Here is a 5,500-nt window from a genome sequence, read left to right as displayed (position 1 = left end):
TTTTTATTGTTGCGCTTCAATCAACAGTCCCTGTTAACCTGATCGTAGCCGATAAGATAAACAGCAGACAACACCATCTAACTGCAATAGCCGCGAAAATGCGACTACAACAGTTAGATCTACGTTGTGCAACATTAAATCTGCCTAATGAAACTCTTTTTAAAATGCCAAAACTGCAAAAATGAAATCGGCTTCCGATCAGACTCGAATACTCGTATTGAATTTTCAATGAATGAGGGAGAAAGGAAAAAAATAGTTTGCAAAAATTGTGGAACAAATAATGAAAAACACGTTAATGAGATTTATGCATCAGAGTCAAAATTAGCACTTCTCATCGCAGGGCTCATTTTTCTTATTGGAACACCTGTAACTCTTTATGTAATGTTCGAAATAATGAAGGTGACCCGAAATCATTATATGATATGGATTATTGGAGGTATTTTGCTTGTTCCAGTTTTTGCATATATCACAATTTCTAAGCAAGAACAAAATAGAGTAAGCGGATTTAATCGTTTTAAGATTAACAAGAAATAATTTAAACGATGTACAAATTAAAATAAGAAAAATGAATAGAATAATATTAATCCTATTCTTTATAGGAACTTTTAATTGTTCAGCTCAGGAAGAGGCTAAATTATTGCTGCAAGGAAAATGGGAGTTAGTTGTGGAAGAAAAACATCTAAGTGAAAATGAAGCAGAAATATTTTATTCTGGATCCGTTACTAAAACCGAAAGTGATGACGAGAAACCAAAAACTTATTTCGTCTTTAAACCTTCAGACTCTCTTCATATAATACAAAACAGGACTATTCATCGAACTACTTATAAAGTTAGGGATTCGGTGCTTTTTATTGGAAATAATTCATTTAAAATTTTTCAGGTCAGTGATACTGAGGTGATTTTGCAGGAGAACGGTTTTACCGACAAAAGATATATTTATCACCGTAGAGAATAAAAACGTTGCACAACAACATATAAAAACAATGCTTAATTTGTTCTTGAAGCGAAACTGCATGCTCGCTTGCTTAGCGGATTGTCCTTGCGGACAATCACGCTCGCCAGCTCGCACAGTTTTTATACGGGACGTTGTGGCAAATTTAAAATGACAGCTCACTAATATTTTGAAAATGAAAAAAGTCCTTTCCAAACTGATCCTAATTGCTGCGATTGCAATCGTGCCTACCGCGTGTAACGGACAAAGCTCAAAAGCTGAATCGACATTAAGAGATTGTATAAATGAAAAGGTAAATCCTAACATTCATGAATCTACGGGCAAACCAGAATTTGACTTTTTTGAATTTTCATTAAAAGCTGAGAAAGTCCTATTGGCGAACGGACTGATAGACAATAACGGGAAAGAAGAATATTTAGAGTTTTTGAAAGGTATTGACACTTTGGGTTCTAAGAATGGAATAAAAGCATATAATCAATTACAAGAATTGTCCGACACTTACGGATTCAGTTACAACCTTTTCATAATCGCAGATGGAGTTTTGAACCAGTGTCCTTACAAGGTTTACAAGAGCGAACAACTGACAGAAAACCATTTGATTTATCGACAAGGAAAAATTTTAAAACAACTAATGGATAATGGCTATTACCAGGAAGACTTGATAGAGCAGCTTTTTGAGCAAATAGACCAGAACGAATTTAGTAATATTCTTTACAGAGCTCCTGTTGTTTATTTGATTTTAATGAATATGGATTTTCATTATGACTCTCGATTAAAAAGAAAAATCAATCCTTCTAAAATAATGGGTAACGGATAAAACTTGCCACAACATTATATAAAAACAATGCTTAAATCAGTCTCAAATCCAAACTCCCTGCTCGCTTGCTCAGCGGATTGTCCTGCGGACAATCACGCTCACCAGCTCGCACTGTTTTTATACGGGACGTTACCTACAATGGCCACAAAAAGCGGAAATTATGAAAAATAGCATACTTACCATTTTAACATCCCTGATTTTGATTTTATCAATTTCGTGTTCAAAAGATGAAAGTTGTGAGAACCCTATTGAATGTTTACCTGCTAAGACTTCGACGGGAGAAGGAACATTTGGTTGCTTGGTAAATGGAAAAGCATTTGTGGAAAAGAATGATTATTTTAATTGTTACTATCAATTTGTAGATGACGGTTTTTATTTCAGTTTAAGCGCAGAAGATGAAAATCAAATTATTTCCCAAATAATTATAGGTTCTGTAAAATCCAAAATAGAAGAAGGTGAAAAATATAATTTATCGGAAAATAGTGAAGGCAATCATTACGGAGAATGTTCAGTAAACCTTAATGAACATTATGATGTAACTACAAAAAGTGGAGGTTTTGGATTTCTGGAAATAACAAAATTTGACGAAGAAAAGAGAATCGTATCAGGAATTTTTGAATTCGATATAATTAATCCGGAAACGGGTGAGATAATAAAAATACGAGAAGGAAGATTTGATACTCTATTTACAATGTAGGAAGTTTATAGCTTAGCCACAGTAGGTAACAACATATAAAAACAATGCTTAAATCAGTCTTGAATCGAAACTCCGTGCTCGCTTGCTCAGCGGATTGTCCTGCGGACAATCACGCCCGCCAGCTCGCACAGTTTTTATACGAGACGTTGTACATAATGCAGAAAATATGAACTATAAATTGATAACTTTTATTCTGGGTTTAATGCTTTTTTCCTGTAAAAGTGAAGAGAACAAAAACTCATTAAATTCAACTAAAGAATTGAAAGTGAAATCGGATTCGGTCAGTGCTTATAATGAATTAGCAAACCCTCAGAACCGAAAGACTTTTACCATTTCAGAATACAACACAGATAATCCAGAGATTCAAAATATTGACCGACCAGAAAAAACAGTGATTGGAAATTTACAAATTGATACTTCTCAAGCTTTTGGTATTTGGACTCAAGATCCCAGCGGACCTCACGCGGACTTTTGGCTGACTGCGAAATCATTTTATGTTGTGGATTATGATGGAGATGGGGCAATGCCTTATATCTTAGAAGAAAATAAAATCACCATATTTTATAATGATTTCATTCAAAAAGGAACAATAACATCGACTTCTCAAGACATATTAAAAATTAAATGGAGTGATATGGATCGTGAAACAGAATATGTCAGGTTTGAGAATTAGTAGCACTATGTACAACAACATATAAAAACAATGCTTAATCTGTTCTTCAATCGAAACTCTGTGCTCAATTGCTTAGCGGATTGTCCTGCGGACAATCACGCACGCCAGCTCGCACAGTTTTTATACGAGACGTTGGCAAACATTTTGAAACCTGAATGGAAAATTCTATAATTTTAATAATTATTGCAATCCTTATTGTTCTATCAATTTGGTTTCTGATTGTTAAATATTTTCTTTATCCCTTGTTTTTCAAACCAAAAATAAGGAAATATGAAATTATTGAATTTCTTAATGAAAATGAATGTTCATTTGTTGAATATAAAAATCTGAATAGAAAAGAAAGAGAAAGGAATATTTTTAAGCAATCTAATGTACTGACATTTGACAGTTTTGTTTCTGGAAAATCTGAATATAAAATAATCGGATTTTCTCAAAGCGAAAACAGGCACAAAATATATTGGGCTAGACTACAATCCTGGTTTCCACCTTTTGGAAAACGCCTATTGATTTTTATTGAGGAAAAAGACTCTGAATTATTAAACGAATTACAAAAAGAATATAATCAAGAAATTATAAAAGTGACTGACAAATGTCCTGCTTGTAATAGTAGAATTTTGACAAATGAAACTGAATGTAAAAATTGTGGACTGAATTTAGTCGCTAAATAAAAAAACGATTTGCCAACAGCATATAAAAACAATGCTAAAATCAGTCTTAATTCGAAATTCCATGCTCGCTTGCTTAGCGGATTGTCCTGCGGACAATCACGCTCGCCAGCGCGCACAGTTTTTATACGAGACGTTGGCATAAATTGAAATACAATATGAAAAAGTTAATACTATTAATATTAATCATATCTCTTTTTTCTTGTACAAAGGATGACGACGGTACAGATAGTTCACTGCCTGCTATAACTTCAGAAGGAAAGAACACTTTCGGGTGTAAAGTAAATGGAGAAACATTTTTACCAAAGAGCAAAGGTGGCTTTAGTCTTGGACCCAGAAATCTATTATCAGCAAAATATGCTTATTATGAATATGAATATTACGGACTTGAACCTGGATATCATCTTTCTATAAGAGCTAATAATCAATTGACAAATAAAAGCGTGGCTATTATGCTTTCAGGATCTGATACACCTCTGATGGAAGGAGAAACGTATCCAGTAACTCTAAAATCTGAGGGTTCTTTATCAGCAGAATATTTTTTTTCGACAAATACTCAGAGTGCTGAAAACCCCAATATTTATATCCATAACTCATTTCAGCATTTTACCACAAATGAATATAATGGAGAAATTACATTTCATCATATTGATGAAGAAAATCAAATAATTTCAGGAGAATTTTATTTTGACTGTATTGATACGGAAAACAATGAAACGGCAGAGATAACAGAGGGACGATTTGACCTGATCTATGAAGCTTATTTTTGAATAAACTTATGCCAACAACTTATAAAAACAATGCTTGAACCTGTCTTAATTCGAAACTTTTTGCTCGCTTGGTTCGTCTGATTGTCCTTCGGACAATCACGCCCTCCAGCTCGCACAGTTTTTATACGAGACGTTGGCAAACATTTTGAAACCTGAATGGAAAATTCTATAATTTTAATAATTATTGCAATCCTTATTGTTCTATCAATTTGGTTTCTGATTGTTAAATATTTTCTTTATCCCTTGTTTTTCAAACCAAAAATAAGGAAATATGAAATTATTGAATTTCTTAATGAAAATGAATGTTCATTTGTTGAATATAAAAATCTGAATAGAAAAGAAAGAGAAAGGAATATTTTTAAGCAATCTAATGTACTGACATTTGACAGTTTTGTTTCTGGAAAATCTGAATATAAAATAATCGGATTTTCTCAAAGCGAAAACAGGCACAAAATATATTGGGCTAGACTACAATCCTGGTTTCCACCTTTTGGAAAACGCCTATTGATTTTTATTGAGGAAAAAGACTCTGAATTATTAAACGAATTACAAAAAGAATATAATCAAGAAATTATAAAAGTGACTGACAAATGTCCTGCTTGTAATAGTAGAATTTTGACAAATGAAACTGAATGTAAAAATTGTGGACTGAATTTAGTCGCTAAATAAAAAAACGATTTGCCAACAGCATATAAAAACAATGCTAAAATCAGTCTTAATTCGAAATTCCATGCTCGCTTGCTTAGCGGATTGTCCTGCGGACAATCACGCTCGCCCGCTCGCACAGTTTTTATACGGGACGTTGTGAAAAATGTGGGGTCGATCTTTTAAAGATGAGATTGATTTTTAAAAGGAAATCCCTCAAAAAAATCTAAAAGCGGACTTCCAAGCAGTTCGCAATCATTGCGCAAAAAGCTTTCCAATCA

9 protein-coding genes are annotated in these 5,500 nt (G+C 33.3%); all 9 read left to right on the top strand.

Annotated elements, in window-relative coordinates; genetic code table 11:
- The coding region (locus LB467_RS18330) for a hypothetical protein (protein WP_224475595.1) at positions 1 to 185 on the top strand (185 nt) is incomplete at its 5' end.
- The gene (locus LB467_RS18325; RefSeq protein WP_224475593.1) at positions 148 to 534 is read left to right on the top strand and encodes a hypothetical protein; all 387 of its coding nucleotides are present in this window, start codon (positions 148 to 150) and stop codon (positions 532 to 534) included. The genes LB467_RS18330 and LB467_RS18325, both read left to right, overlap by 38 nt.
- Positions 535 to 565: 31 nt before the next feature.
- Positions 566 to 955, top strand: coding sequence for a hypothetical protein (locus LB467_RS18320; protein WP_224475591.1), 390 nt, complete (start codon positions 566 to 568; stop codon positions 953 to 955).
- A gap of 172 nt (positions 956 to 1,127) precedes the next feature.
- Positions 1,128 to 1,769 carry a hypothetical protein gene (locus LB467_RS18315; protein WP_224475588.1) on the top strand — a complete coding sequence of 214 codons (642 nt, stop codon included), beginning with the start codon at positions 1,128 to 1,130 and terminating at the stop codon, positions 1,767 to 1,769.
- 160 nt (positions 1,770 to 1,929) lie between these two features.
- Positions 1,930 to 2,466, top strand: a complete 537-nt coding sequence (locus LB467_RS18310) for a hypothetical protein (protein WP_224475586.1) — start codon at positions 1,930 to 1,932, stop codon at positions 2,464 to 2,466.
- A gap of 166 nt (positions 2,467 to 2,632) precedes the next feature.
- Complete coding sequence (locus LB467_RS18305; protein WP_224475585.1) at positions 2,633 to 3,139, top strand: hypothetical protein; 507 nt, start codon at positions 2,633 to 2,635, stop codon at positions 3,137 to 3,139.
- Between the two features lie 155 nt (positions 3,140 to 3,294).
- Positions 3,295 to 3,807 (top strand): hypothetical protein, encoded by a 513-nt coding sequence (locus LB467_RS18300; RefSeq protein WP_224475581.1) that lies wholly within the window; start codon positions 3,295 to 3,297, stop codon positions 3,805 to 3,807.
- A gap of 155 nt (positions 3,808 to 3,962) precedes the next feature.
- Entirely contained in the window at positions 3,963 to 4,574 is a 612-nt protein-coding gene (locus tag LB467_RS18295; protein WP_224475583.1) for a DUF6252 family protein, read from the top strand.
- A gap of 156 nt (positions 4,575 to 4,730) precedes the next feature.
- Positions 4,731 to 5,243, top strand: a complete 513-nt coding sequence (locus tag LB467_RS18290; protein ID WP_224475581.1) for a hypothetical protein — start codon at positions 4,731 to 4,733, stop codon at positions 5,241 to 5,243.
- Positions 5,244 to 5,500 lie beyond the last annotated feature (257 nt).

This window comes from Salegentibacter tibetensis (assembly GCF_020164485.1).
Classification (GTDB): domain Bacteria; phylum Bacteroidota; class Bacteroidia; order Flavobacteriales; family Flavobacteriaceae; genus Salegentibacter; species Salegentibacter tibetensis.
Note: the sequence above shows the minus strand (reverse complement) of the source record. Positions and strands in the feature narration are given on the sequence as shown.

Bases quoted from the DNA above. Each gene is read 5' to 3' on its own strand.
- LB467_RS18310 (WP_224475586.1), top strand. From the start codon at position 1,930: ATGAAAAATAGCATACTTACCATTTTAACATCCCTGATTTTGATTTTA.
- LB467_RS18295 (WP_224475583.1), top strand. From the start codon at position 3,963: ATGAAAAAGTTAATACTATTAATATTAATCATATCTCTTTTTTCTTGT.
- LB467_RS18325 (WP_224475593.1), top strand. From the start codon at position 148: ATGAAACTCTTTTTAAAATGCCAAAACTGCAAAAATGAAATCGGCTTC.
- LB467_RS18290 (WP_224475581.1), top strand. From the start codon at position 4,731: ATGGAAAATTCTATAATTTTAATAATTATTGCAATCCTTATTGTTCTA.
- LB467_RS18320 (WP_224475591.1), top strand. From the start codon at position 566: ATGAATAGAATAATATTAATCCTATTCTTTATAGGAACTTTTAATTGT.
- LB467_RS18300 (WP_224475581.1), top strand. From the start codon at position 3,295: ATGGAAAATTCTATAATTTTAATAATTATTGCAATCCTTATTGTTCTA.
- LB467_RS18315 (WP_224475588.1), top strand. From the start codon at position 1,128: ATGAAAAAAGTCCTTTCCAAACTGATCCTAATTGCTGCGATTGCAATC.
- LB467_RS18305 (WP_224475585.1), top strand. From the start codon at position 2,633: ATGAACTATAAATTGATAACTTTTATTCTGGGTTTAATGCTTTTTTCC.